The sequence below is a fragment of the Exiguobacterium sp. J17977 genome (assembly GCF_018616375.1).
GTDB classification, from domain to species: domain Bacteria; phylum Bacillota; class Bacilli; order Exiguobacteriales; family Exiguobacteriaceae; genus Exiguobacterium; species Exiguobacterium mexicanum.
In genome coordinates, this window is sequence record NZ_JAEQBB010000008.1 from 96,906 (window position 1) to 119,643 (window position 22,738).

Sequence of the window (22,738 nt, forward strand, 5' to 3'; positions counted from 1 at the left end):
AATTTTCATATCATAGTTGAGATAGGAGCCACGCTCATGCAACGTCCGCTTCGAAAATCTGCCACGAACCGCTCACTCTCCGGTGTCTGTGGAGGCATCGCCGAGTACTTCGACCTGTCCCCGCTCGGTGTACGTCTACTCTTTTTAATCGTACCGGGGAACGTCCTCATCTACATGATTCTCGCCAACTCGATGAAGGACGCTCCACGCTATCTATAAAAAAACTCGGAAGCCGCGGCTCCCGAGTTTTTTTATGCGTTGACTTTATCTTTCATCGCCGCGAGCGCCCCACTGTTGATGAAGTGCCATGGCTTGTTGTAGTGCGGTTGGAAGAAGAAGTCGACATAGGCGAGTTCTTCGACCGTCATCTCGTTTTGGATGGCGAGCGACAACGTGTTGACCGCTTGCGTCATGTCCGCTTTTGAGAGGACTTGTCCACCGACGACGCGATGCGTGCCGACTTCATAGACGAGTTTGAACTGAACCGGTTCAGCAGTCGGCATGAACTCCGGACGGTACGCATCCTCGATCACGACGCTCTCGACGTCAAGACCGAACATTCCGGCCGCTTCTTCCGTGAGACCTGACGAGGCGATGTTCCAATCGTAGAGGCGAAGACCTGACGTTCCTTGCGTCCCTTGATAACGGACACGCGGTGCAATCAAGTTCTCAGCGACGAGCGTTCCCATGCGGACGGCGTTCGTCGCGAGCGGGATATAGGCATGTGTGCGCGCCGGGTTGTAATAGACGGCACAGCTGTCACCAGCCGCGAAGACGTCCGGGTTGCTCGTGCGCATATATTCGTCGACGATGATGGCGCAGTTTCCGAGCATGTCGACTTGGCCTTGAAGAAGTCCCGTGTTTGGGCGGAAACCGACACAGAGAATGACGAGGTCGGCCTCGAACTCACCTTTATCGGTCACGACGTGCGTGACGTTCCCATCTGTACCACGGAACGCTTCGACCGTCTGGCCGAGCTCGAGGTCGATCCCTCGTGACGTCATGTCCGCTTCGAGTTGATCCGTGAACGATTTGTCGAGGTACTTGTTCAAGATGCGGTCGGCGCTATCGATGAACGTGACGTGTTTGCCGTACACTTCGAACGCTTCGACGAGCTCGACGCCGATGTAACCGGCACCGATGACGGCGATGTTCGTCGCATCTTTCGCACGCTCGATAATGCGCTGGGCGTGGCCATAGTTTTTGCAGAGCTCAATCCCAGTCATCTCGATGCCCGGAAGCGTCGGGACAATCGGCCATGAACCAGTCGTGACAATCAAACGGTCGAACGTGTCATACACGTCTTCCCCTGTCTCGAGGTTTTTCGCATGGACCGTCTTCGCTTCCGTATCGATGTTCAACACGTCATGCTTCATGCGCATCGTTGCACCGAGTTCTTCGAGCTCGGTCGGTGACGAGTAGAACAATTCTTCTGCGCGTTTGACGACACCGCCGACGTGAAGGGCAATCCCACACGAGAGGAAGCTGACGTTGTCATTGCGCTCATAGACCGTGATATCGAGATTGTCGTGCTTGGCGAGTAATCCTTTGACAGCTGCTGTCCCTGCGTGTGTACATCCGATGACTGCGATTTTCATATGGTTGTCTCTCCTTTGAGTGTTAGGCAAGTTAGTGTTTGTGATAAATATCACATTTACTTTCTGAACTTAGTGTACTATTTCACAAGAAGGTTTGACAATCCATTTGCTCACTTTTTCACGTAATTTTGTCTAAAGTTTGAACGGCTCGTGTGACGACAAAAAAACCGCTCCATAACGGAAGCGGTTGGTTCATGAATGTGTCGTGCGTCTTGCTTTAAACCAATGGTAAGTGACGACACTGATATAGGTAAGGAGACCAATCACGTACAGACTAAAGCCAATCAAACTCCACCCCATCCCGTCCCAACCGCGGACGAAGACGAGGCCGATGAGGAACACCACGTACCCCATCACGACCAGCGTCAACGAAAAGACGAGTCTTCGCCTGAACCGCGATTTTAAAAAGTTCAGTCCGGCAATCAGTAACATCGTCGTCATCGCACCGACGATAATGAGCGCGTCCCCGTAGTACTCCCAAGCCATCGCTTCTCCTCCTTTATCCGATATGATGCTGAATATCCTTGTCAGTTCTAGTTTAGCACGTCACTTGTCGCAAAAATAAAAAACGCTTGCATCCTACTTCAACTGGTTGTAAGATTAGTTTAAATTTTCAGACTAATTGTATAGCATGCGCGGATAGGAAGAGATAGTGACCGAGATTGTATAGAGAGCTTCTGATGCTGGAAATGAAGCGAATCTCCCACTTGAAGATGGTCCTGGAGCAGTCGACAGAACGCGGGCAATCGCTCGTCAGTAGAAGCGACCGGTATGAAGGATACCGTTAGCATTCCATGGAGTCTTGCACTCCTTGAGGTGGTTTGATGCGAGTCAGACCATGAACGAAGGTGGTACCACGTGATCAGACATCACGTCCTGAGCAATTAGGGCGTGGTGTCTTTTTTGTGGGCGCATGTCCGGAAGGAGGAGACGAAGATGACAGAAGCATTGGTGTTGCAATCTGATTTTGGTGTGAGTGATGGGGCGGTCAGTGCGATGTACGGCGTAGCCCATAGCATTAATCCTAGCATTCGTATTTTTGATTTGACGCACGACATCCCACCGTTCCACATTTGGGAAGCCTCGTATCGGCTCGTCCAAACCGTACCCTATTGGACGGGACAGACCGTATTCGTGTCGGTCGTCGACCCTGGCGTCGGATCGAACCGAAAGAGCGTCGTCGCACGCACGCATGCCAACCAATATGTCATCACCCCGGATAACGGGACGTTGACACACCTATGCCAAGCCGGATTGATTGCCGAAGTGCGTCAATTGGATGATCACAAACACCGCCTGCCGCACATGGGCGAGTCGTACACGTTCCACGGCCGAGACATCTTCGCGTTTACCGGGGCGCGTCTCTCGAGCCACGCCATCACGTTTGAGGATGTCGGTCCGCTGCTTCCACTTGAGGAGATTGTTCTGCTCGACCGGACACCGGCACAACGCCAAGGCGACCACACCATCGGTATCGTTGAGATTCTCGACATTCGTTTCGGAAATGTATGGACGAACATTCCCGTCTCCCTCGTCCGGGAAGCCGGCATCGACATCGGTAGCCGTGTGACTGTCACGGTCGACCATCGCGGCCGCACCATCTACGAGCAGTCTCTGCTGTTCGGCCGGTCGTTCGCCGATGTCCCAATCGGTTCGGGTGTCGTCTATATCAACTCGCTCGATCAAGTCGCCATCGCCCTCAACCAAGGCTCATTCGCGCATGCATACGAAATCGGCATCGGTAACGACTGGCGAATTTGTCTGAAAACCAAATAAGGAGGAATATTTCATGAACACATTTACAACGAAACAAATCGTGGCGACCGGCGTCGGCGCAGCCGTCTTTATCATCTTAAGCCGATTCGCGGCCATCCCGACCGGTGTACCGAACACATCGATTGAAACGTCTTACGCTTTTCTAGCCTTTATGGCCATCTTATTCGGACCTGTCACGGCTGGCTTGATTGGATTGATTGGACATGCCTTAAAAGACGCAATTCTTTATGGCTCACCTTGGTGGAGCTGGGTCATCGTCTCCGGCTTCGTCGGATTCGGGATTGGACTCGTGGCGCGTCGCATCAATATCGAGGCAGGCGGCCTCACGACGAAAGGCATCTTGCTCTTTAACGCGACGCAGGCCATCGTGCAAGCGATCGGTTGGATTTTAATCGCACCGGTCCTTGATATTTTGATTTATGCGGAGCCGGCGAACAAAGTATTCGTCCAAGGCGCGGTTGCGGCCACGTCGAACATTTTGACGGTCGGAGTGATTGGCACGTTGCTCCTCGTCGCTTATGCCAACACACGTAGTAAAGCAGGAAGTCTCAAACGAGAAGCATGATTAAACGAGCTGCCATGATATGAATCATGGTCAGCTCCTTTTGCTTGGAGGGCTCGACATGACCATTCAGTTCAACCGTTTTTCATTTACGTATCGCAGTCAATCCGAACCGACACTGCGCGACATCAATTTGACGATCGAAGAAGGAGAGCGCGTCTTGATCGTCGGACCATCGGGATCGGGCAAGAGTACACTCGCCCAATGCATCAACGGCCTCATCCCGTTCTCCTACCCTGGGACGTGGGAAGGAGACGTGCTCATCAACGGCATCGACGCGCGGACGCTCTCCCTCTTTGACCGTTCCGCGTTGATTGGAACCGTCCTGCAAGACCCAGACACCCAATTCATCGGCTTGTCTGTCGGTGAAGATATCGCGTTCGCCTTAGAAAACAAACAAATCGCTCGTCCTGAGATGCACGACACCGTCGAACGTGTCGCCCGTCTGACCGACGTCGCCCACCTGCTCACCCATCGACTGAACGATTTATCCGGCGGGCAACGACAACGGGCCGCCTTAGGGGGTGTTCTCGTCGAAGATGCCAATATCTTGTTGTTTGATGAGCCACTTGCCAATCTCGACCCGCTCGCCGGAAGCGAGGCGATGGCACTGTTGGATCGCTTACAACGTGAGACGAAACGGACACTTGTCGTCGTCGAACACCGAATCGAAGATGTGTTGTCCGTCCCATTCGATCGAATGATCGTCGTCGTCGACGGTGAGATTGTCGCCGATGGGCATCCCGACGACGTGTTGAGCGACGGTAGCCTCACCCGTGCCTTTTTACGGGAACCGCTCTATTTGAGTGCGGCACGTTGGGCAGACATATCAATCCGGCCAGACGACAAACCGAGCCAGCCAGAAGCCTTTCTGGACCGGTTCGAGCGGCAACCGATCGTATCAAGACTGACCACTCAGACGCTACCCGTCCCTTCTGAGGCGTCTCCTTCACTCGAACTCGATCACGTCAGCTTCCGCTATCAGACAGACGAGACCGTATTAGAAGAGGTATCGATGCGCTGTGAGATCGGTACGTTGACGACACTTGTCGGCCAAAATGGCGCCGGCAAGTCGACGCTCGCCAAAGTATTGAGCGGATATCAACGAGTCACGAGCGGACAGATTCGTTTGAACGGGACAGACGTGACGAAACAGTCGATCGCCGAGCGGGCCACACGAATCGGGTTCGTCCTGCAAAATCCAAATCATATGATTTCGAAACAGACCGTACGCGAAGAAGTCCGGTACGGGATGCAGGCACTCGCGTTAGATGCGGACGAAGAAGAGCGCCGGCTCGAGGAGACGCTTCGACGTTGCGGGTTATATCCGTTTCGCAATTGGCCGATTCAAGCGCTGAGCTTCGGTCAGAAGAAGCGTGTGACCATCGCTTCGATTCTCGTCCGCCAACCTGACGTATTGATTCTCGACGAACCGACGGCGGGACAGGATTATCGGCATTACTCCGAGATGATGGACTTTTTAGAGCGCTTAAAACAGGACGGGATGACCTTGCTCATCATCACACACGATATGCATCTCGTTCTCGAGTATAGCGACCAAGTCTGCTTGCTTCAGGCCGGCCGGATTCGTTATGCGGGCGAGCCGTTTGCCCTCTTCGCCCAAGAGTCGTTGTTGCGTCATGCCCATCTCAAACAAACGTCCCTCTTCACCGTGGCGCAGCATCTCGACATCGAGGTCCAGCCGTTCCTTCATTCGGTGATTCAAGCCGAACGAAAGGAGCGCTCGCAATGGGAGTAGAAATGCTTGGTTATATCGAGAGACCTTCACCCGTCCATCGTCTGACAGGGACGACCAAACTCATCGGTTTTCTTTTGTGGACGACGGCAACGATGTTCACGTACGATACGCGCGTCCTGCTTCTGTTAGGGCTCGCGAGCATCGGACTGTTCCTCGTGTCTCGCATCCGGTTTCGCGAAGTCCGATTCGTTCTCGTGTTCACCGCCTTGTTCGTCCTGATTAACGCCTTTGCCGTCTATCTGTTCGAACCCGAGCAAGGTGTGGTCATATATGGGACACGTCACGTCCTGTGGGAAGGCATCGGCCGTTTCACGTTGACGGCAGAGCAACTGTTTTATTTGTTCAATCTCATCTTGAAATACAGTGTCATCGTGCCGGTCGCCGTCTTGTTTCTCGTGACGACCCATCCGACCGAGTTCGCGTCATCGTTGAATCGAATCGGCGTACCGTATAAAGTGGCGTTCGCGGTCTCGCTCGCGTTGCGTTATATTCCGGACGTCCAACAAGATTTTCGCACCATCGCGGACGCACAAGAAGCGCGCGGCGTCACCGTCACCCACGGTCCACTTTTGAAACGAGCGAAGCATAGCTTGAATATCCTGCTCCCGCTACTGTTCACGAGTCTCGAGCGAATCGAGACGGTCAGTAACGCCATGGACTTGCGTGGCTTCGGCGCCGAGCGGAAACGGACCTGGTACAATCAGCGCCCGATGACGCGTGCCGATTACTTGGCAATCGGCCTTGTCTTGTTGCTGACGATTTTCTCGTTCAGTGTGACATTTTATGATGGCAGCCGTTTTTATAATCCATTTTAATCGAAAAAGGCACGGTCGCCCTGTATCGGGAGATCCGTGCCTTCTTGTGTATGCGAGGTCGCCCCGCTTACTTCTCATTCATTTGTTTCATCAAATCGACTTGCTCTTTCACCATCGCCTCTTTCTCACGACGGAGCACGCCCCGATACGTGATGCGTGAAATCGATAAACTGATCTCATACAAGAAGAAGAGCGGCAGTGACACCATGAGGTGCGACGTCAAATCCGGCGGCGTGATGAACGCGGCGACGACGAACAAGGCGAAGTAGGCGTACTTCCGGATTTTTGAGAGGAAGTACGGTGTCACGACACCGATGCGCGTCAAGAACATCGTCACGACCGGCAACTGGAACAACAATCCGAACGGGATGGTCAGTTGCAGCAAGAACGTGAAGTAGTTCGACGCCCCGATGATTTGCGTCAGACCGAGGTCTTGCCCGAGGTCCGTCGAAATATCGAGGACGAGCGGGAACAACCAATAGTAGGCGAATGCGAGACCAATCAGGAACAAGATGAAGATGATTGGGATATACGCGAGCGTCGCTTTCCGCTCGTTCGGGTGCAGACCAGGTGCGACGAACGCCCACAGTTGATACAGTAGAAACGGACCGGACGCGACGAGCCCGATGACGAGCGCCAAGTTCAAGTAAATCATGAGCGGGTCCGCGACCCCAAAGGCGTTCAGCTCGAGCCCTCGTTCGACGAGGTCCGCCTGCAGATAGGCGAGCACATATTTGACACTCGGCAAAGCGATGAGAAAGAAAGCAAAGACGACAAATGCCGACAGCATCAGTCGTCTCCGCAGCTCTGTCAAGTGATCGGACAGTGCCCGTTCTTGATCAGGTTGATGATTCATGATTACTGCTCTTTCTTCTCAAGTTCTTTCTTATCTTTCTCATCATGTTCGTTCATCATGCCGTTCGTGGCATTTTTGAACTCTCGGAGCGTTTGACCAGCGGCGCGTCCGAATTCAGGCAATTTCTTCGGCCCGAAGATGATGAGCGCGACGATGGCGATAATGAAGATACTTGCTCCCCCAGGAATACCGACGACGAGCAACGATGATAGTAATTCCATTATTGATGGACCCCCTCAGCAGATGGATAGTGTTGCATAAAGTAAATGAGCGACTGGAGTTCGATCGACAAGTCGATGTGATGGACGCGGACCGTGTCCGGCACAGTAAGTCTGGCCGGTGTGAAGTTCAAGATGCCTTTAATACCGAAGCGGACCAAGTCGTCCGCGACCGGTTGCGCATAGGCAGACGGCACCGTGAGAATGGCGACGTCAATCTTGTTCTGTTTCATGATCTGTTCCATCTCATCGACGTGATGAATCGGGACACCGGACATCGTCGTGCCGACTTTTGTCTCGTCTGCGTCGAACCCGACGACGATATGTGTGTTATTGTTTTTAAGGAAGTTATAGTTGACGAAAGCTGTCCCAAGATGACCAACCCCGACTAAGGCGACGTTCGTAATCTCGTCCTGATTCAGTGTCTTACGGAAAAAGTCTAACAGATACTGTACGTTATAGCCATATCCCTTTTTCCCGAGCGCACCGAAGTACGAAAAATCGCGACGGATCGTGGCCGAATCGACCTTGACCGCCTCGCTCAGTTCAGCAGAAGAGACACGCTGTTTTCCTGATGAATGTAGGCTTTGGATAAACCGATAGTATAGTGGCAACCGTTTGGCTGTCGCTTGCGGAATCTTTGGTTCGTTTTGACTCAACGGAAAGAGCCTCCTTTTTACGACGCGTTTCAAACGAATCTAATTTCATACACCTTGATTGTAAACGAATTCACATGACCACTCAATGAATATACCTGAAATGGGGAAGAAATAAAGTATACTAAATAGAGAGAAAGGGGTTTTTTCACTTGATCCTACTGCAAGTCAATAACTTATCGAAATCATTCGGCGTCGAGCCGATTTTAGAGAACGTCAAACTCGAAATTCAAGAAGGCGAACGCGTCGCCCTTGTCGGCCGCAACGGTGCCGGCAAGTCGACATTGCTCAAAGTCATCGCCGGGGAATACAACTACGACTCGGGCGACATCATGAAGCCGAAAGATGTCACCATCGGCTATCTCGCCCAAGACTCAGGGTTAGAGTCGAACGAGACGATGTGGAACGAAATGCTCACCGTCTTCACCGATTTAATCGAACAAGAGAAGACGCTGCGCCGTATGGAGCAAGACATGGGTTCTGAGCGCATCTTAAACGACCCGGCCGCCTATGAGCGCCTCTTGTCGTCTTACGATGAAGAACAGCATACGTTCAAAGACCGTGGCGGCTATCAATATGAGGCGACGATCCGCTCTGTCCTTCACGGAATGCGGTTCTATCCGGACGACTTCGAACGCCGCATCGATACGCTCTCCGGCGGACAGCGGACACGTCTCGCTCTCGCCAAGATGCTGCTCCAAAGTCCAGACCTGCTCATCTTGGATGAGCCGACGAACCACTTGGACATCGAGACACTCGGCTGGCTCGAGAAGTATTTGAGCGGCTATAAAGGCGCCGTCCTCATCGTCTCCCACGACCGCTACTTCCTCGACCGCGTCGTATCGGTCGTCTATGAGCTGTCCCGCCACCGCAGCCGTCGCTTCGTCGGCAACTACACGAAGTACCTTGAACAGAAGGCTGCCATTTACGAGCAAGAGAAGAAGCAGTTCGAGTCGCAACAAGAAGAGATCGCCAAGATGCAGGACTTCATCCAGCGTAACATCGCCCGGGCGACGACGACGAAGCGGGCCCAGAGCGTCCGCAAACGTCTCGAGAAAGTCGACCGGATGGAAGCGCCGGACGGTGATGAGCGCAGTGCCGTCCTCTCGTTCTCAATCAAACGTCAAAGCGGGAACGACGTATTGAGTGCGAGCGATCTTGCCATCGGCTATGAAGAACCGATCGCCCAACAGCTCCGCTTCCAATTGCAGCGCGGCGAATCGGTCGCCCTCGTCGGCCCGAACGGAGTCGGCAAATCAACGCTCCTGAAAGTGTTGACGAAACAACAGCCGCCCCTTACCGGTGACATCCGCTACGGCACCGGCGTCGAAATCGGCTACTACGACCAGGAACAACAAAACTTGTCGGACGCCAACCGTGTCATCGACGAGATTTGGAACGACTGGCCGCTCATGCGCGAACAAGAAGTGCGGAGCCTGCTTGGACAGTTCCTGTTCAGCGGTGACGACGTCATGAAACGTGTCCATGAATTGTCGGGTGGGGAACGGGCCCGCTTGACGCTCGCGAAACTAAAGCTCGAGCAACCGAACTTGCTCATCTTGGATGAGCCGACGAACCACTTGGATCTCGACTCGAAGATGATTCTCGAGAACGCCCTCGTCGACTATCCGGGCACAATCCTATTCGTGTCGCACGACCGCTACTTCATCGACCGGCTCGCGACGCGCGTCTTAGAAATCACGCCAAACGGCATCGACGAGTATCTCGGCGATTATTCATATTACGTCGAGAAGAAAGAAGAACTCGAAGACCTGGCCCGACTCGCCCGCGAAGAGACGAAACAAGTCATCGTCAAGAAGCAGCGCGCCGACAAGGAACAGCAACGCGAGGAACGCCGGATGAAACAACGAATCGAAGAAATCGAGCTCACCATCGAACAACACGAGGCGCGTCTCGAGGAAATCGAGCAGCTGTTGTGTGAACCGGACGTCTTCAACGACTTCGCCCGGGCTCAAGAACTTTCGACCGAGTCCGACGCGACGAAAGAATCAATCACGGCACTGTACGCAGAATGGGAGGAGCTCCATTCATGATGCGATTCCGTGCGATGCGAATCGAATGGATGCACGCTTTCCTGACCGGTCTCGCCTATATCGTGCCGACGGGGACGGAATTCGTATCCGAACTGATTCGCGGGGAGCCGACGGTCGTCCCGTCGTTCCTGTTTTATTTCTTGCCGGTCGTCATCGGCTTCATCATCCAGACGTGGAGCGGGATTGTCATCAGCTTGTTGAGCGGCCTGCTCATGAGCACGCTGTTCATCCGCCTCGTCGTCTGGCCGGTCGATGTGACCGTGCACAGCTTTTACACCCCAGGCTCGGTGTGGGGACACTTCTATCAGTCGACGCTCCTCATGTGGGTGCTCGCCTTGGTCGTCTTCATCGTGAGCCGTATTAACACATGGCATCGCGAAACATATCGGATTAAGAACCACTGACATCACCTGACTCATCAGGTGATGTTTTTTCTATAAATTTATTTATCGATATTCTCTTATTTATTAATTTGTTTTTCGTTCGGATGCACGTTATTCTAATCTCGTGCAGCACAACAGGTTAAATTTAAAGGAGGAACTCACAATGAGTAAACACGTCTTAATGGTCGTCACGAACGCCAATGAAATGAAGGAAGGTCATGCGACAGGTCTTTGGTTATCTGAATTCGGGGAAGCATATGTCGAATTTAAAGAAGCTGGGTATACCATCACAGTCGCGAGTCCGAACGGTGGCGAAGCACCAATTGATGCACGTAGCTTAGAAGGTGAGGTACCGGAAGCGATTCAAGCAACGGCACCGCTTCTCAAAGATACGATTGACTTGAAAACAATCACAGACTTCAGCTCGTTCGATGCCATCTTCTTGCCAGGTGGACATGGGACGATGTTCGACCTCCCACATAGCGATGCTTTGAACCATGCGCTCCGTACGTTGTTTGAAGCAAACAAAACGGTCGCAGCAGTCTGCCACGGACCAGCTGGACTCGTCAATGCGACACTATCGGACGGTACACCGCTCGTCAACGGAAAAACGATCGCGACGTTCACGGACGAAGAAGAGCGTGCGACGGGACTAGATGTATACATGCCGTTCATGCTCGAAACACGTCTTCGTGAGCTCGGTGCGAACATCGTACTTGCTGACAACTTCACAGAGAACGTTCAAGTCGACGGTAACTTGGTGACAGGGCAAAACCCACAATCGACAGTCGCTGTCGCAAAAGCCGTTATCAGCACATTAAACTAATCCATTCTTTCTCGTTGCCAATCGATGAAAGAAGATGACCCGCCTGTTCGAACAGGCGGGTTTTATGTCCTAGGAGGAACCAAAATGATCATCATTTTAGCTCAGATTCAAGCGAAACCCGGTCTCGGGTCTGCGCTCGAGACACATTTACGCCAAGTCGTCGCCCCATCACGCGCCGAGGCAGGTTGCGTCTTGTATACGTTACATCGTGTCGAAGGCAATCCGGACGCGTTCGTCTTTTATGAACAGTGGGCAGACAAGGCCGCACTCGATGCACATATCGCCTCAGCCCACTATCAAACGTATCGCGAACAAGCAGCATCCCTTCTTGCTAGTCGCGATGTTCAATACTTAGAAGAAATCAAGGAGGTTGAATGACCAATGGAACGTTTTCAATATCACAATCCGACCAAACTGTTATTCGGGAAAGGACAACTCGAATCGCTCCGTACCGAAATCCCCCAATACGGGGACCGCGTGCTTCTCTTATATGGTGGAGGAAGTATTAAAGCAAACGGTCTCTACGATGAAGTGACCGCTCTCTTGTCAGATTTAGGAGCACACGTCGTCGAACTTTCGGGTGTCGAACCGAATCCACGGCTGACGACGGTTCAAAAAGGGATTCATTTAGTCCATGAACATGAAATCGATTTAATTCTAGCTGTCGGTGGAGGTAGTGTCATCGACTGCGCGAAAGGGATCGCAGCCGGTGCAAAATATGACGGGAATCCGTGGGACATCGTGACACGACAAGTTCCAGTCAAAGATGCGTTACCAATCGGGACAGTGCTGACACTTGCAGCGACCGGATCGGAAATGAACGGTGGTGCCGTCATCACGAACTGGGAGGCCCAAGATAAACGCTCTTTCGGTTCGCCGCTCACTTACCCAAAATTCAGCGTGCTCGACCCGACATACACGTTAAGTGTTCCAGCAAACCAAACGGTCTATGGAATCGTCGATATCATGTCGCACGTACTTGAACAGTATTTTCACGCTTCTGAGAACGCGCTGCTCCAGGAGCGGTTCGGTGAGTCGATTTTACGTACAATGATCGAGATTGCACCTCGTCTCGTTCAAAACTTGCATGATTTTGGGGCCCGTGAAACGATGCTGTTGAACGGAACATTCGCCTTGAACGGTACGTTATCGATGGGGGTGAAGACGGACTGGGCAACTCATATGATTGAACATGCAGTCTCTGCCGTCTATGATATCCCACACGGTGGCGGACTTGCCATCCTCTTCCCGGAATGGCTTCGTTACGTCAGTAAGACACGTCCCGAGCGCATTATTCAACTCGGGGAACGGGTCTTTGGAATTGAAGTGAACGACAAGTCAGATGACATGCTCGTCGAAGAGACCATTCAAGCGCTACAAGACTTCTGGACATCAATCGGTGCCCCGTCACGCCTAAGCGATTATGAGATTGATGAGACGCATCTCGAATTAATGGCAAAACGGGCAATGGTGGCTGAACAGATTGGTCAGTACGTTCCGCTTCATCAGCAAGACGTAGTTGCTATCTTAAAAAACGCATTATAAAAAGTAGGGCCCATAAGGGGTCCTACTTTATGTTTCATCCTTTAGTGCTTTTATGACTTGATTGATGATTGGGTCATGTTTTGACTCGGTCCGATGCGCCAAATAGAGGACGTTCGTCGCAAAACGGTCCGGGGCGACGACTTGTATCGTCCCACGTTCGAGCGCGTGCCGAATCAGATAGTTCGGCAAGACGCTGATGCCGCTTTTTGTCTCAACGGCTGTCAAAATCGCGTCGACGTTCGGTAAGACCATCTCAGGACGAATGTCAGGGCGCTCACCGAATTGGGTTTGGTAATAACGACGAATAATTGGCAATTCCAGCCCGTAGCTAATCCATGGCTGTCGATCCATCCATTCTTTCAAATCGTCTGTTGGCACCGTCCAATCACTCGGTGCGACAAGCAAAAATGTCTCATCCGCAATCGGGACGTATTGGATTCCTGGTTCATCCATCCGTTTTGTGGCGATGACGAAATCGAGCTCGCCATCCGCGAGCCGCTTGATGAGTTGGTCGACCATCCCAAAATCGGCGATATATTGTGCTACGTCGAGCGGTAACATGGGGATGACCTCATGTGTAACAAATTCGGTCGGTCCCCCGAACTTCAAGACCGGTCGTGTCGATTCGCCTGAGACGTAGCGCATTTCGAGCGATAGCTCCTCGAGCCGATCGATGAGTCCTACGACTTGCGTGTATAACTCTTTTCCTGCGTCAGTCGGGATCATCTGTCTCGGGGCACGTGTGAATAGCGACGTTTGAAGTTCTGCTTCAAGTGCCGCGATATGCTGACTTACTGCAGGTTGTGTCAAAAAACGGACGCGTGCGGCTGCGGACACAGAGCGCTGTTGGTAAACATGGATAAAACTACGATACCATTCAAAATCAATCATCTGTTAGACTCCCTTTAATAGTAGTATCCTTAGTATAAAAGGTGAATAATCATAAGACAAATAATGTTTAATACATTAATTGATAAATATATTTATTGAAAGAGACGATTTTATCATGAAAGCCCTACTCTTACACGAACCAAACACATGGCAATCGATGCGACTCGAAGACGTCAAAATCCCGACGTTACGTGCTGGCGAAGTCTTGATTGAAGGAGAATATGCCGGGCTGAATCCCGTCGATTATAAGACGGCGACGAATGGAAATCCGAACTGGTCTTATCCGCACATCCTTGGTCTTGACGTCGCCGGTACCATCAAAGCTGTAGCGGACGATGTGACCGACCTACGCATCGGTGATCGTGTCCTTTATCATGGCAACTGGAATGAATGGGGTGGATACGCCGAGTACACGCGCGCCAAAGCGCACATGGTCGTACCTATTCCAGACGGAGTCTCGACAAAAGAAGCGGCCGCACTTCCAACCGCCGGATTCACTGCATATCAGGCCATCTTTGAGAAATTACCAATGAATGCGATTGATACAGTATTAATCCACGCTGGTGCGGGTGGCGTAGGCGGATTTGCCATCCAACTCGCCAAATCGCTTGGCAAACGTGTTATCACGACCGCTTCTGTCAGAAACCATAAGTGGGTCAAACAACTCGGTGCGGACGAGGCGATCGACTACAACACAGAAGATTGGCAACAACGTGTCATGGAATTGACTGATGGGCACGGCGTCAATGCCGTCATTGACCCGGTCGGCCGTGAGACGGCTACCGCTTCATTACACGTCATCGCTTATAATGGACATCTCGTCCATATTGCCGGTGCACCGGAGCCTGGTATCATTAAGCCTTTTACTCGGGTCATCTCGTATCATGAGGTCGCACTGAATGCCATCCATCATCAACAAGACCGCATTAGCGAAGCAAATATCGTCCGCATCGGTTCACACATGTTGCGTCTTTTAGAAGCAAAAGAGATTTCTTCGATGATTCAAGAGACGATCACGTTTGCTGACATTCCAGAAAAATTAGTTGAACTTTCTGAACGCCATGTCGTCGGAAAAATTATTGCCGATTTGAAGGCATAATATATACCAAAATAAACCGTCCAACGCTCAGCGCCGGACGGTTTATTTTAGAAGTAACGTAGCGGTTGGAACCCGCGTGTATGGAAGTCGAGTTTGAGCCCGTCTTCAGTGATAAAGAACACGTACTCGTTCGTATCGACGTCACGGACAAAGACTTTATAGAACGTGAGCGTCTCCTCACGGTTCGTCACATACTTCGCCTCATGCGTCGAGATGACTTGCGCGAACAGTTGCTCTTCGTCAAACTCATTGACGATATCCTCGAACTTGGCCGCTTCCTCTTCGGTCACTTCCCGGCCCGGGGCGATCTCGTAATACGCGTCGCTCGCTTTCGGTTGGACGCCGAGGTTGCGGTCGACGACGATGACACTCTCGATGTCTTGATCGTCTAGGCTCTTATAACCGTACAACGTCTCGACGAGCGTGTTCTCACCGGTGACCCGGCCGATGCCTTCGATTGATTCCGCTCCCGTGAGCGACCGGACACGTGTCGCTTCCGGTACGATTTCTTCTTGATAAGCGATATTATAAGCGCGGATAATCTCTCGTACTTGCAAAAACGTCGCAACGACAAGCAGTACGACCAGACCTCCAATGATGATGCGTTTCGTCATGTCTCTATTTCCCCCTAGACTGTCATGCTCTCTTCTAAGGATAACCCAGGAACCGCATTCATCGCCAGTGTATCGCGCTTTCCGCGCACATACGCGTGATGGGCCGCCACCCCAATCATACCGGCGTTGTCTCCGCATAAATCAAGTGGTGGGATGACGAGGCGGATGCCTTCGCGGTCCGTCGCTTCTTGAAGCGCAGCGCGGAGTCCACGGTTGGCCGCAACGCCACCTGCGACGAGCAGTTGTTTCGCGCCTTTTTCGTTCACGGCACGAATCGCTTTCTCGACGAGCACTTCGACGACGCTCGCTTGGAAGCTGGCCGCCAAGTTTTCAGGGATGACCGTCTCCCCGCGCTGTTCGGCGTTATGGACGGCATTGATGACTGACGACTTGAGCCCGCTGAAACTGAAGTCGAAACTTCCTGCCTCGAGGCGGACCCGTGGGAATTTATATGTGTCTTCCCCGTTAGCCGCGAGACGGTCGATGGCCGGGCCGCCCGGGTAAGGCAGGCTGAGCGTCCGTGCGACTTTGTCGTACGCTTCTCCGGCCGCATCGTCACGCGTCTCACCGATTACTTCAAACACACCGTGCTCCGGCATATAGACGAGCTCCGTATGTCCGCCTGAGACGACGAGACAGACGAGTGGAAACTCCATCTCTTCGACGAGTTCGTTCGCGTAAATGTGCCCGGCTATATGGTGGACGCCGATGAGCGGTTTACTATGGGCGAACGCGAGCGCTTTGGCCGCACTGATGCCGACGAGGAGCGCCCCGACGAGACCTGGTCCTTGCGTGACCGCGACCGCGTCGACGTCTTGCATCGTCACGCCGGCCTCACTGAGAGCGTCATCGATGACGTACGTGATTCGTTCGACGTGGTGGCGCGAGGCGACCTCGGGCACGACCCCACCGAACCGTTTATGACTTTCAATCTGCGACGAGACGACGTTCGATAAGAGCGTCTTGCCGTCACGCACGAGCGCGACCGACGTCTCATCACAGCTCGACTCAATCGCGAGAATGAGCGATGTGTTCATTCTGATTCACTTCCTAACTTCGCCCAGTAGATATAGGCGTCTTCATTATTATCTTGATAATACCGTTTCCGGCGGCCGGCGTTTTCAAAACCGAACTGTTCATACAGCTTTTGGGCACCGATATTCGAGACGCGCACTTCTAATGTGAGCGCCGCCAGTGACTTCGAACGTGCGAATTCAACGAGTTGCGTCAACAACAGATTGCCGATGCCTTGCCCACGATATTCCGGTAGGACGGCAATGTTCGTGATGTGCCCTTCGTCCACGATTTGCCAGACGCCGACGAATCCGACGACGCGACGTTCATGGACGGCGACAAAATAGACGGCCTGCTCATTCTTGAGCATCTCGTTCATGAACGCTTCTTTCGTCCATGGGATGGCGAACGACGCCTCTTCGACTTTGGTCACTTCCTCGACGTCGAGCCAATTCATGCGCCGGATTTGAATGTCAGCCATTGTTTTGTCCCTCGAGCCATTTCGCTTCCGCTTCAGCGAGGCGGAGATACTCAGGCTCAAACGCATGGACATCGTTCGTGACGTCACCTAAGACGACGAGATCGCTCGCCCGTCCATAGCTGTGAGCAGCAGGTGCTTCGGTATAGTCGTAAGACGCGAGCTCGTCACGGAACGGCTCGACGTCACCGACGACGACGAACGGTCCGGTGATGTTGGCTTCAAGCCAAGTGGCGACCGAGGCGTGACGGTCAGGTGTCACGGCCTCGTTCTGCTGGTAGTGACCGATATACGCATTGCCACGACGGGCGTCAATGAGCGCGACGACCGGGAGCTCCGTATTCGGGGCCGCCGCCATGAGACGGAGCGCCGAGACCCCGACGAGCGGGAGTTGAAGCGTGTAGGCGAGCGTCTTCGCGGTCGTGACACCGATGCGGATACCCGTATAAGATCCCGGACCTGTCGTCACGACGATACGTTCGAGCTCGGTCGGTGTCCACTTGACCGCATTCATCAGTTGTTCAATCATCGGCATGAGCGTGACGGCATGGTTTTTCGAGACCATGACCGTCGCCTCGGCTTGAATCTGTCCGTGTTCGCTGAGGGCGACAGATAGACGTGTCGTTGCCGTATCAATCATCAGTTGCTTCATGCGAGCACCTCCTTGACGAGTGCATCATAGACGTCGCCGACAGGCGCGAACGTCAGTTGACGTTCCTCGTCCCCGATCCGCTCGATTGTGATGGCGAGCCGTTCCGTCGGCAGCGATGACTCGATCAAGTTCGACCATTCGACGATGGCGACACCATCGCCGTTGATGTATTCTTCGAGACCGATATCGTCCCCTGTATCTTCGAGACGATAGACGTCCATATGGTAGAGCGGCAAGCGCCCTTGATATTGCTTCATGATCGTGAACGTCGGGCTGTTGACGTTGCGCGTGACACCGAGGCCTTTACCAAAGCCCTGAGTGAACGTCGTTTTACCGGCACCGAGGTCCCCGTTCAACGTTATGACCGTCCCGGCTTGGACGAGTGTGGCCAACTTCTCTGCCACGGCCTGCGTCTCAGCCGCAGAATGGGTAATCAATGTATACATGATGTTTCTCCTTTAGTCGGTTCTAGCGATACGTACTCATTGTACACTCAATTTTAAGCAAAAAAAAACACGAAACGTCATCGTTTCGCTATCTCATTTAAAAAATTGGTTGCGGGGGCTGGATTTGAACCAACGACCTTCGGGTTATGAGCCCGACGAGCTACCAGACTGCTCCACCCCGCGACGACATATGAAATTAAATAAAAATTGGTTGCGGGGGCCGGATTTGAACCGACGACCTTCGGGTTATGAGCCCGACGAGCTACCAGACTGCTCCACCCCGCGATGGTTTGAATTGTTTCGACATCCTCTATAATAAGTGAAGTAGTTATATAATGCAACCTTTTTCTTCATGTTTTTTCAGAATTGGAATCGGGAACATTTATAAGAGTGCAATTTATAAAAGAAAAGGAGCGCGACCGTCATGTCGAAATGGGGTAATCGCTTTAAAAAATGGTTCTTTTCTGAACTGGACGCATCCGTCTATTTTCACACTGTCCCGTTCATTCCGAACGAGACCGTTCATGGGACGCTGCGGGTGTTGAACACCACTTCGCATGTCGTGCGCCTGCAAGAGTTGACGCTTAACTTTTTGACGACGTTCAAAGACATCACGCTCGAAGGCAATGAGTTCAATCGGGAGGCCGACTTGCAAGAAGTCCCAATCGCCCTATCCGCTGAGATCGAACCGGGTGCTGAAGAACACATCCCGTTCACGTTTGATTTGACGATGTATGCCCCATCAACAGCCGGAGCACCATACAGCGTCGAAGCGACCGTTTGGGATACCGACGGCAAACGGGTCTGGTTCGATGTCATCGAAAAAGTCGAAGTCGAACCGCTCCCTGCCTTGAAACGCTTGTTACAGGCGACCGAACATGCCGGGCTCGAGCTTATGTTCGTCCGCAACGTCATCGACCCGATCGGAGAAGAACGACCGTATCCGTTCGTCGAAAAGTATGGATTCAAACCGATTGGTGATTGGGCCGACGAGTTCGAAGTCGTCAAATCGTTCTGGCGGGTCGACGAGGACGGGGTCGACGTCTATTACTGGCTCGACAATATCGAGAAGCAGCGTACGCTCGAGTCAATCGCCAATGACGTCACGATGCGCCATCGTTCACTCACCTGGGAACAACTCGAGCGCGAGCAAGATCGACTCGGACTCGGCATTCAAGAGACGTTACGTAGCCACCGTTCTTCATGAGCGGTGGCTTTCAATTGTCCAAACATCATTACTCGTCGAGACGACCGTTTGGAATTTCTCGCGCTGCGGATGCATGAACAGCTCATATTGGAGTCGGCGCTCGTCGTGCGATGCCTTTAAATAAGTGAGATCCATTCCCCGTTGTTGGACATCGCGAACGGAACGTCGCGCAAACTCGGTGTCACTGTCCGTATATAGGTATACCGTTATGTCCCACCAGTCATCAGCGAGAAACGCGACGCTCATGCCTTCGATGATGGTGATTCGTTTTGCCGGATCGATCCACGTTCGTTCAAGGTATGGGACGTCAATCGTGAAGAAACCGATGCCTTCACGTACCATGCGGACGTCACGTTCTAGAGATAATAGATGGTGTGCGGACGGATGACAGGCCGTCATCTTATAGTGATGCTCCTGTCCATCGACCGTGTAATCGAGCATGGCACTCTTTCGTAACATCGAGTCCGTGATATATGGATCGGTATTGATGTAGTTCACGTCTCCGAGGCGCTCGCGTAGTGCGTCTGCGAATATCGTCTTCCCAGCACCCCCGTGTCCTGAGATGGCGATCATCGTGCGTTCCTCTCGTTCAGCCTGGGAAACTATCCTATCAATCAATTTATTCATAATGCTCCCCCTTTTGATACACTTCATATAGAAAGGAAGTGTACCAAGTCCATGTCAACTTGTCCATTTTGTCATCCACAACTAGATCCATCCCAGACGGTTGTCGCCGAGAATGAGACATGCTACTTTTTGATGCACGACCGTGAGCAGGACGTTCTCGTCGGCTCTGGCGTCATCGTCCCGAAACAACATCGCGCGACGACGTTCGACCTCACGCCTTCGGAATGGCACGATACATATGCATTGCTTCATGAAGCGAAGTCATTCCTCGAGGAGACGTATGGCCCTGACGGTTATACGCTTGGCTGGAATGTCGGAACAGCATCAAACCAGACCGTGCCACATGCTCACCTACACGTCATCCCTCGCTACGCCGACGGACCGCATGCGGGGAAAGGGTTACGCCATTGGTTGAAACGACCAGAATGACCAAACAGCTCATCGTGTGAGGATGAGCTGTTGTCGTTTCGTTTCGATTTCTTCAAGTTGCTGCTCTAGACGTTCCACTTCTCTTGTCATTTTCTCAATAAGCTTAGTGATTTCACGATCAAGGCCTTTTACCTTGTCGAGCGAATCATTGATTCGTCCATGCATCGTCCACTCGGAAAAGATGTCATCGAGGAAGTAGTCCGCGAATTGAATGAGCGAACCGCGTTCAATGTGTAAGCCACTGACGACGCCTTTCACATCAGCCAATTCTCGTGAGAAGCGCTCAAGCGCAGCTTGAAGTTCATGCATCTTCCGTTCCGAAGCATCAATGGCGTCATGTTTCATTGCTGTCGCGATCAAGCCACCTCCAAAGAACGTATCATACGTCGACCAACCTTTCGCACTATCGAGATGTTTAAGTGTTCTGGAGATGGCCGTCCGTGCTGAATTTCCAGCAACGATGGCTTCTTTATATTCAACAACTAACTCAGTCGTTTTCACCTGTTGATCCGTGAGTCGATATAATTCTTCCCTAACAGTAGAATCTTGCTTCAAATGAGTTTCCTTCTCTTTTATGAACGTCTCCCATTCCGCATCGATCCCATTATATGTCTCAAATGTCTCATGTAAGTCACGACGCTCAAGTGCTAACTCATCCACCATCGCTTCGTGTTCCCGTAATTTCAATTCGGCCCGGGCCGCCTCTTCCAACTCAATCGTTTTTTGTTCGTTGAACGTTCCCCTCAGCTTACGCCACGCATTGACGAGCGAGAATGAATCTAAGTCGTAAACGTCACGCTGTTCTTTCGTAAACGAATTGAGAAGTTGCTTGCGTACAGCTTCATGTTCGGCAATTTGTTTGTCGAGTGTTTTTAGTTTACGGGCGAGTCGGTCTCGTTCGGCCATCTGTTGTTGTAAGTCGTGCTGTGTTTGGTAGAGATTACTCATAGCGTTTCATTCCTCCAGTTTCTTTTCGATGATGTTCCAACAGATTTTTGACGTTCACTCCGTCAATCGTTAAGCCATCAATTGATGAGTTCTCAATCCGGACACCATCGAGCCGACAGTTTTCAAAGATTGCGTTCGTTAGATTGGTATGGAAGAACGTCGTGGGTCTCCCTGATTCGTACATGGAGACGAAATGATACTGAGAACCGGATAGATTCAAATCATCGAACTCTGTCTCCCTGAAGTTGATATTCCGAAATTGACTTTTCGTGAAATTACAGTTGCTTGCCTGAAGCTCTGAGACATTACTATTCGTGATAGAGACGCGACTCGCATCCACCCCATACGCTTGAGCACCTGCAATCGAACTCTCTTCATAGCGCAATACCATGTGGTGATCTGTCCGTTGTTGCACTCGCTTGACGAAACAAACTTCTTCATCTGATTCGAAGACGGATTGATAACCAGCTGCCCGATAAAATGCCACGTTGTTGGGTTGAGCTGTGGATGTCTCCAACTCCCAAATCCGAATAGTCGGATGAAGCTTCTCGATTGACTGTAAGGCTCGTTTTCCAATCCCTTTACCTTGTCTATATGGATGAATAAAGATTCGGTCAATCCGTCCGTAATCTTGCCCTGTCAACGTCAAGACAGCTCCCCCGACGACTTGTCCTTCAAGCTCAATGACATAGCATGTCAATTGTTCAATCAAGTACAGGCTCATCGCCTCATCATCATAACCGGGTGGCTCAATATTTAAGTCTCGGTATGGCAACCGGAGACGATCTGCCTCTTGTTTGAAACTCGACCGTGAAACCTCAGTGAACATTCTCTGGTCCGAGGCTATAGCTCTACGTATGTACATGATGATTTCCCCCTCTTCACGTTTTTATACGAAAAGAAAGATATAAAGGTTTCGGGAACGACAAAAAGGACGATCGAGCATTTGCTCAATCGTCCTTCGCGTTGGCCTAGCAACGTCCTATCCTCACAGGGGGAGACCCCCAACTACTTTCGGCGCTGAAGTACTTAACTTCCGTGTTCGGCATGGGAACGGGTGTGACCACTTCGCTATCGCCACTAGACAATTATTATATTAGCATACTTAATAAAGTATGGCAATACTATTAGGCAATTTTATTTGAAATAATGACATAAAGAAAGACGACCGAGCGGGTGCTCGATCGTCTTTCGCGTTGGCCTGGCAACGTCCTATCCTCACAGGGGGAGACCCCCAACTACTTTCGGCGCTGAAGCGCTTAACTTCCGTGTTCGGCATGGGAAC

Annotated in this window: 27 protein-coding genes, 2 tRNA genes and 2 rRNA genes; 13 read left to right on the plus strand and 18 right to left on the minus strand. The window is 51.9% G+C overall.

Annotation, left to right across the window (positions count from 1 at the left end; all coding sequences use genetic code 11):
• Positions 1–36 precede the first annotated feature (36 nt).
• The gene (locus tag KNO58_RS13605; protein ID WP_058765577.1) at positions 37–219 is read left to right on the plus strand and encodes a PspC domain-containing protein; all 183 of its coding nucleotides are present in this window, start codon (positions 37–39) and stop codon (positions 217–219) included.
• Positions 220–251: 32 nt separating this feature from the next.
• Here the strand turns inward: KNO58_RS13605 and KNO58_RS13610 are convergent, their stop codons facing one another.
• Positions 252–1,598, minus strand: coding sequence for an FAD-dependent oxidoreductase (locus tag KNO58_RS13610; RefSeq protein ID WP_214754760.1), 1,347 nt, complete (start codon positions 1,596–1,598; stop codon positions 252–254).
• 192 nt (positions 1,599–1,790) lie between these two features.
• A complete protein-coding gene (locus KNO58_RS13615) occupies positions 1,791–2,084 on the minus strand; it encodes a YesK family protein (protein ID WP_214754762.1) in 294 nt (97 codons plus the stop codon).
• Between the two features lie 450 nt (positions 2,085–2,534).
• Here KNO58_RS13615 and KNO58_RS13620 point away from each other — a divergent pair, with 450 nt between their 5' ends.
• From KNO58_RS13620 to KNO58_RS13635, 4 genes are read left to right on the plus strand one after another with little or no spacing between them, the layout of a single operon-like run.
• A complete protein-coding gene (locus tag KNO58_RS13620; protein ID WP_214754764.1) occupies positions 2,535–3,374 on the plus strand; it encodes an SAM hydrolase/SAM-dependent halogenase family protein in 840 nt (279 codons plus the stop codon).
• A 13-nt stretch (positions 3,375–3,387) separates the two neighbouring features.
• Complete coding sequence (locus KNO58_RS13625; protein ID WP_214754766.1) at positions 3,388–3,939, plus strand: ECF-type riboflavin transporter substrate-binding protein; 552 nt, start codon at positions 3,388–3,390, stop codon at positions 3,937–3,939.
• Positions 3,940–3,997: 58 nt separating this feature from the next.
• Positions 3,998–5,695, plus strand: a complete 1,698-nt coding sequence (locus KNO58_RS13630; RefSeq protein ID WP_251026262.1) for an ABC transporter ATP-binding protein — start codon at positions 3,998–4,000, stop codon at positions 5,693–5,695.
• The gene (locus KNO58_RS13635) at positions 5,686–6,510 is read left to right on the plus strand and encodes an energy-coupling factor transporter transmembrane component T family protein (protein WP_214754770.1); all 825 of its coding nucleotides are present in this window, start codon (positions 5,686–5,688) and stop codon (positions 6,508–6,510) included. The genes KNO58_RS13630 and KNO58_RS13635 overlap by 10 nt, the downstream gene beginning before the upstream one ends.
• 67 nt (positions 6,511–6,577) lie before the next feature.
• Here KNO58_RS13635 and tatC read toward each other — a convergent pair whose 3' ends face one another.
• The 3 genes from tatC to KNO58_RS13650 are packed head-to-tail and all read right to left on the minus strand — an operon-like array spanning position 6,578 to position 8,243.
• Positions 6,578–7,366 (minus strand): twin-arginine translocase subunit TatC, encoded by a 789-nt coding sequence (gene tatC / locus KNO58_RS13640; RefSeq protein ID WP_214754772.1) that lies wholly within the window; start codon positions 7,364–7,366, stop codon positions 6,578–6,580.
• Between the two features lie 2 nt (positions 7,367–7,368).
• Positions 7,369–7,587: a twin-arginine translocase TatA/TatE family subunit gene (locus tag KNO58_RS13645; RefSeq protein ID WP_021065382.1), complete on the minus strand. Its 219-nt coding sequence runs from the start codon at positions 7,585–7,587 to the stop codon at positions 7,369–7,371.
• A complete protein-coding gene (locus KNO58_RS13650) occupies positions 7,587–8,243 on the minus strand; it encodes a redox-sensing transcriptional repressor Rex (protein ID WP_029596207.1) in 657 nt (218 codons plus the stop codon). The genes KNO58_RS13645 and KNO58_RS13650 overlap by 1 nt, the downstream gene beginning before the upstream one ends.
• Positions 8,244–8,392: 149 nt before the next feature.
• Between KNO58_RS13650 and KNO58_RS13655 the strand changes: the two genes are divergently transcribed.
• The 5 genes from KNO58_RS13655 to KNO58_RS13675 all read left to right on the plus strand — a co-directional run bounded on the left by KNO58_RS13655 (position 8,393) and on the right by KNO58_RS13675 (position 13,048).
• Positions 8,393–10,294 (plus strand): ABC-F family ATP-binding cassette domain-containing protein, encoded by a 1,902-nt coding sequence (locus tag KNO58_RS13655; protein ID WP_214754774.1) that lies wholly within the window; start codon positions 8,393–8,395, stop codon positions 10,292–10,294.
• Entirely contained in the window at positions 10,291–10,698 is a 408-nt protein-coding gene (locus KNO58_RS13660) for a hypothetical protein (RefSeq protein ID WP_214754776.1), read from the plus strand. The genes KNO58_RS13655 and KNO58_RS13660 overlap by 4 nt, the downstream gene beginning before the upstream one ends.
• 142 nt (positions 10,699–10,840) lie before the next feature.
• Positions 10,841–11,503 carry a type 1 glutamine amidotransferase domain-containing protein gene (locus KNO58_RS13665; RefSeq protein WP_214754778.1) on the plus strand — a complete coding sequence of 221 codons (663 nt, stop codon included), beginning with the start codon at positions 10,841–10,843 and terminating at the stop codon, positions 11,501–11,503.
• 84 nt (positions 11,504–11,587) lie between these two features.
• Positions 11,588–11,881: a putative quinol monooxygenase gene (locus tag KNO58_RS13670; RefSeq protein ID WP_214754780.1), complete on the plus strand. Its 294-nt coding sequence runs from the start codon at positions 11,588–11,590 to the stop codon at positions 11,879–11,881.
• A 3-nt stretch (positions 11,882–11,884) separates the two neighbouring features.
• Positions 11,885–13,048: an iron-containing alcohol dehydrogenase gene (locus KNO58_RS13675; protein WP_214754782.1), complete on the plus strand. Its 1,164-nt coding sequence runs from the start codon at positions 11,885–11,887 to the stop codon at positions 13,046–13,048.
• Positions 13,049–13,075: 27 nt separating this feature from the next.
• Here KNO58_RS13675 and KNO58_RS13680 read toward each other — a convergent pair whose 3' ends face one another.
• On the minus strand, positions 13,076–13,939 hold the full coding sequence (locus tag KNO58_RS13680; protein ID WP_214754784.1) for a LysR family transcriptional regulator: 864 nt from the start codon (positions 13,937–13,939) through the stop codon (positions 13,076–13,078).
• Positions 13,940–14,054: 115 nt separating this feature from the next.
• On the opposite strand from KNO58_RS13680, the gene KNO58_RS13685 reads away from it, so the two are divergent.
• A complete protein-coding gene (locus KNO58_RS13685) occupies positions 14,055–15,038 on the plus strand; it encodes a zinc-binding dehydrogenase (protein ID WP_214754786.1) in 984 nt (327 codons plus the stop codon).
• 47 nt (positions 15,039–15,085) lie between these two features.
• On the opposite strand, the gene KNO58_RS13690 is transcribed toward KNO58_RS13685, so the two are convergent.
• The 7 genes from KNO58_RS13690 to KNO58_RS13720 all read right to left on the minus strand — a co-directional run bounded on the left by KNO58_RS13690 (position 15,086) and on the right by KNO58_RS13720 (position 18,527).
• Positions 15,086–15,652: a hypothetical protein gene (locus tag KNO58_RS13690; RefSeq protein ID WP_214754788.1), complete on the minus strand. Its 567-nt coding sequence runs from the start codon at positions 15,650–15,652 to the stop codon at positions 15,086–15,088.
• 14 nt (positions 15,653–15,666) lie between these two features.
• Positions 15,667–16,689 (minus strand): tRNA (adenosine(37)-N6)-threonylcarbamoyltransferase complex transferase subunit TsaD, encoded by a 1,023-nt coding sequence (gene tsaD, locus KNO58_RS13695; protein ID WP_214720077.1) that lies wholly within the window; start codon positions 16,687–16,689, stop codon positions 15,667–15,669.
• Positions 16,686–17,147, minus strand: a complete 462-nt coding sequence (rimI, locus tag KNO58_RS13700; RefSeq protein WP_214754790.1) for a ribosomal protein S18-alanine N-acetyltransferase — start codon at positions 17,145–17,147, stop codon at positions 16,686–16,688. The genes tsaD and rimI overlap by 4 nt, the downstream gene beginning before the upstream one ends.
• Positions 17,140–17,796 carry a tRNA (adenosine(37)-N6)-threonylcarbamoyltransferase complex dimerization subunit type 1 TsaB gene (gene tsaB / locus KNO58_RS13705; RefSeq protein ID WP_214754792.1) on the minus strand — a complete coding sequence of 219 codons (657 nt, stop codon included), beginning with the start codon at positions 17,794–17,796 and terminating at the stop codon, positions 17,140–17,142. The genes rimI and tsaB overlap by 8 nt, the downstream gene beginning before the upstream one ends.
• Entirely contained in the window at positions 17,793–18,242 is a 450-nt protein-coding gene (gene tsaE / locus KNO58_RS13710) for a tRNA (adenosine(37)-N6)-threonylcarbamoyltransferase complex ATPase subunit type 1 TsaE (RefSeq protein ID WP_214754799.1), read from the minus strand. Before tsaE ends, tsaB begins: the two co-directional genes overlap by 4 nt.
• 106 nt (positions 18,243–18,348) lie before the next feature.
• Positions 18,349–18,425: transfer RNA gene (locus tag KNO58_RS13715), tRNA-Met, on the minus strand.
• Between the two features lie 25 nt (positions 18,426–18,450).
• A tRNA-Met gene (locus tag KNO58_RS13720) sits at positions 18,451–18,527 on the minus strand.
• Between the two features lie 139 nt (positions 18,528–18,666).
• Between KNO58_RS13720 and KNO58_RS13725 the strand changes: the two genes are divergently transcribed.
• Positions 18,667–19,449 carry a sporulation protein gene (locus KNO58_RS13725; RefSeq protein WP_214754801.1) on the plus strand — a complete coding sequence of 261 codons (783 nt, stop codon included), beginning with the start codon at positions 18,667–18,669 and terminating at the stop codon, positions 19,447–19,449.
• On the opposite strand, the gene KNO58_RS13730 is transcribed toward KNO58_RS13725, so the two are convergent.
• Positions 19,444–20,076 carry a uridine kinase family protein gene (locus KNO58_RS13730; RefSeq protein WP_214754804.1) on the minus strand — a complete coding sequence of 211 codons (633 nt, stop codon included), beginning with the start codon at positions 20,074–20,076 and terminating at the stop codon, positions 19,444–19,446. The genes KNO58_RS13725 and KNO58_RS13730 overlap by 6 nt on opposite strands.
• Before the next feature lie 51 nt (positions 20,077–20,127).
• Here KNO58_RS13730 and KNO58_RS13735 point away from each other — a divergent pair, with 51 nt between their 5' ends.
• On the plus strand, positions 20,128–20,505 hold the full coding sequence (locus KNO58_RS13735) for an HIT family protein (RefSeq protein WP_214754806.1): 378 nt from the start codon (positions 20,128–20,130) through the stop codon (positions 20,503–20,505).
• Positions 20,506–20,514: 9 nt separating this feature from the next.
• Here the strand turns inward: KNO58_RS13735 and KNO58_RS13740 are convergent, their stop codons facing one another.
• The 4 genes from KNO58_RS13740 to rrf (KNO58_RS13755) form a co-directional block, all read right to left on the minus strand.
• Positions 20,515–21,453 (minus strand): coiled-coil domain-containing protein, encoded by a 939-nt coding sequence (locus tag KNO58_RS13740; protein ID WP_214754808.1) that lies wholly within the window; start codon positions 21,451–21,453, stop codon positions 20,515–20,517.
• Positions 21,446–22,318, minus strand: coding sequence for a GNAT family N-acetyltransferase (locus tag KNO58_RS13745; protein ID WP_214754810.1), 873 nt, complete (start codon positions 22,316–22,318; stop codon positions 21,446–21,448). The genes KNO58_RS13740 and KNO58_RS13745 overlap by 8 nt, the downstream gene beginning before the upstream one ends.
• Before the next feature lie 104 nt (positions 22,319–22,422).
• A 5S ribosomal RNA gene (rrf, locus tag KNO58_RS13750) occupies positions 22,423–22,538 on the minus strand.
• 114 nt (positions 22,539–22,652) lie between these two features.
• A 5S ribosomal RNA gene (rrf, locus tag KNO58_RS13755) occupies positions 22,653–22,738 on the minus strand; the annotation flags it as partial.

What these genes read in the sequence shown, in the direction of transcription:
- KNO58_RS13735 (WP_214754806.1), top strand. Translation starts at nt 20,128, where the DNA reads ATGTCAACTTGTCCATTTTGTCATCCACAACTAGATCCATCCCAGACG.
- KNO58_RS13615 (WP_214754762.1), bottom strand. Translation starts at nt 2,084, where the DNA reads ATGGCTTGGGAGTACTACGGGGACGCGCTCATTATCGTCGGTGCGATG.
- tatC (WP_214754772.1), bottom strand. Translation starts at nt 7,366, where the DNA reads ATGAATCATCAACCTGATCAAGAACGGGCACTGTCCGATCACTTGACA.
- KNO58_RS13620 (WP_214754764.1), top strand. Translation starts at nt 2,535, where the DNA reads ATGACAGAAGCATTGGTGTTGCAATCTGATTTTGGTGTGAGTGATGGG.
- tsaB (WP_214754792.1), bottom strand. Translation starts at nt 17,796, where the DNA reads ATGAAGCAACTGATGATTGATACGGCAACGACACGTCTATCTGTCGCC.
- KNO58_RS13635 (WP_214754770.1), top strand. Translation starts at nt 5,686, where the DNA reads ATGGGAGTAGAAATGCTTGGTTATATCGAGAGACCTTCACCCGTCCAT.
- KNO58_RS13745 (WP_214754810.1), bottom strand. Translation starts at nt 22,318, where the DNA reads ATGTACATACGTAGAGCTATAGCCTCGGACCAGAGAATGTTCACTGAG.
- KNO58_RS13725 (WP_214754801.1), top strand. Translation starts at nt 18,667, where the DNA reads ATGTCGAAATGGGGTAATCGCTTTAAAAAATGGTTCTTTTCTGAACTG.
- KNO58_RS13610 (WP_214754760.1), bottom strand. Translation starts at nt 1,598, where the DNA reads ATGAAAATCGCAGTCATCGGATGTACACACGCAGGGACAGCAGCTGTC.
- KNO58_RS13605 (WP_058765577.1), top strand. Translation starts at nt 37, where the DNA reads ATGCAACGTCCGCTTCGAAAATCTGCCACGAACCGCTCACTCTCCGGT.
- KNO58_RS13665 (WP_214754778.1), top strand. Translation starts at nt 10,841, where the DNA reads ATGAGTAAACACGTCTTAATGGTCGTCACGAACGCCAATGAAATGAAG.
- KNO58_RS13690 (WP_214754788.1), bottom strand. Translation starts at nt 15,652, where the DNA reads ATGACGAAACGCATCATCATTGGAGGTCTGGTCGTACTGCTTGTCGTT.
- KNO58_RS13740 (WP_214754808.1), bottom strand. Translation starts at nt 21,453, where the DNA reads ATGAGTAATCTCTACCAAACACAGCACGACTTACAACAACAGATGGCC.
- KNO58_RS13630 (WP_251026262.1), top strand. Translation starts at nt 3,998, where the DNA reads ATGACCATTCAGTTCAACCGTTTTTCATTTACGTATCGCAGTCAATCC.
- rimI (WP_214754790.1), bottom strand. Translation starts at nt 17,147, where the DNA reads ATGGCTGACATTCAAATCCGGCGCATGAATTGGCTCGACGTCGAGGAA.
- KNO58_RS13625 (WP_214754766.1), top strand. Translation starts at nt 3,388, where the DNA reads ATGAACACATTTACAACGAAACAAATCGTGGCGACCGGCGTCGGCGCA.
- KNO58_RS13645 (WP_021065382.1), bottom strand. Translation starts at nt 7,587, where the DNA reads ATGGAATTACTATCATCGTTGCTCGTCGTCGGTATTCCTGGGGGAGCA.
- KNO58_RS13670 (WP_214754780.1), top strand. Translation starts at nt 11,588, where the DNA reads ATGATCATCATTTTAGCTCAGATTCAAGCGAAACCCGGTCTCGGGTCT.
- KNO58_RS13660 (WP_214754776.1), top strand. Translation starts at nt 10,291, where the DNA reads ATGATGCGATTCCGTGCGATGCGAATCGAATGGATGCACGCTTTCCTG.
- tsaD (WP_214720077.1), bottom strand. Translation starts at nt 16,689, where the DNA reads ATGAACACATCGCTCATTCTCGCGATTGAGTCGAGCTGTGATGAGACG.
- tsaE (WP_214754799.1), bottom strand. Translation starts at nt 18,242, where the DNA reads ATGTATACATTGATTACCCATTCTGCGGCTGAGACGCAGGCCGTGGCA.
- KNO58_RS13680 (WP_214754784.1), bottom strand. Translation starts at nt 13,939, where the DNA reads ATGATTGATTTTGAATGGTATCGTAGTTTTATCCATGTTTACCAACAG.
- KNO58_RS13730 (WP_214754804.1), bottom strand. Translation starts at nt 20,076, where the DNA reads ATGAATAAATTGATTGATAGGATAGTTTCCCAGGCTGAACGAGAGGAA.
- KNO58_RS13675 (WP_214754782.1), top strand. Translation starts at nt 11,885, where the DNA reads ATGGAACGTTTTCAATATCACAATCCGACCAAACTGTTATTCGGGAAA.
- KNO58_RS13685 (WP_214754786.1), top strand. Translation starts at nt 14,055, where the DNA reads ATGAAAGCCCTACTCTTACACGAACCAAACACATGGCAATCGATGCGA.